Source organism: Streptococcus sp. 2022WUSS135, from assembly GCF_044427045.1.
Lineage (GTDB): Bacteria > Bacillota > Bacilli > Lactobacillales > Streptococcaceae > Streptococcus > Streptococcus hashimotonensis.
On the sequence record NZ_JAOTGL010000066.1, the window covers coordinates 1 to 1,034 of the forward strand.

Genomic DNA, 1,034 nt, shown 5'->3' on the forward strand with positions numbered 1-1,034 from the left:
AGGATGAAGCACAAACTGGTTTGCGATGGAAACGATGTCGTTAATACTATCAAGTAAATGAGCTTTAATCTGATCTAGCATGACTTTTCCCCTTTTATTTTTAGTGTAACATAAAAACTAACCCACCTCAAAATGTGATAGGTTAGTTAACTTAATGACATTGGGCAAAAAGCCCCGCGGCTACTACTCAGAGTTCGTGTCAACATCTCAGCGCAGTGGTTGATTGGCAGATTTGTTCGTGTATTACACTCCAAATCTGACCATTACGACTGTTGCGAACAAAGTTCGCTTCATCTCCAACCTCCAAAGGTTCCCCGAACCTTTGGAGCTATGCGGGGGTGAGAAGACGAACTCTTTTTTAGACCAGTCGAGTTCTTTCTCACTCCCTTTTTCTGAAAAAATTTCAAAAAATGCAATTTTATTTTGTGTTATTGAACTAATACTGATATAATGGAACTATAAAAAAGAAATGGAGTTTTATTATGACAGAAGAAACATTAGCACAGGGAATTCTCATTGGCATTTGGGGTACAACACTACTATTTTCATTTATTTGGTATATTCTTGTTGCTATTTCCAACTACATCCTCTTCAAAAAAGCAGGCTACGCTGGTTGGAAATCATTGATTCCAATCTACAATCTCTATATCCAACAATGCATCGCCTTTGGCTATGAAAAAAGATGGTTCATTCTATTCTTACTGATTCCACTAGCAGGACCATTATATGGCATCTATCTCGTTTACAATTTTGGTCGTAGCTTCAGTTTGTCAGCTGTACAAGCTATCTTCTATGTTCTTCTTACACCTATCTTTAACCTCTACATCGCCTTTAATGATGGAAGTCGTTACCAAGGTCCACAAGAATTCTTTATTGATTAATATACAATCAAGCCCCCGCACACGCGCAATGTCATTAAGTTAACTAACCTATCACATTTTGTGGTGGGTTATTTTTTATGTTACACTAAAAATAAAAGGGGAAAAGTCATGCTAGATCAGATTAAAGCTCATTTACTTGATAGTATTAACGAC

The 1,034-nt window shown here is 36.9% G+C and carries 1 protein-coding gene; it reads left to right on the top strand.

All coding sequences use genetic code 11. The features are described 5' to 3' along the window. Positions 1-482 precede the first annotated feature (482 nt). Complete coding sequence (locus tag ODU45_RS10005; RefSeq protein WP_398581235.1) at positions 483-881, top strand: DUF5684 domain-containing protein; 399 nt, start codon at positions 483-485, stop codon at positions 879-881. Positions 882-1,034: the final 153 nt, after the last annotated feature.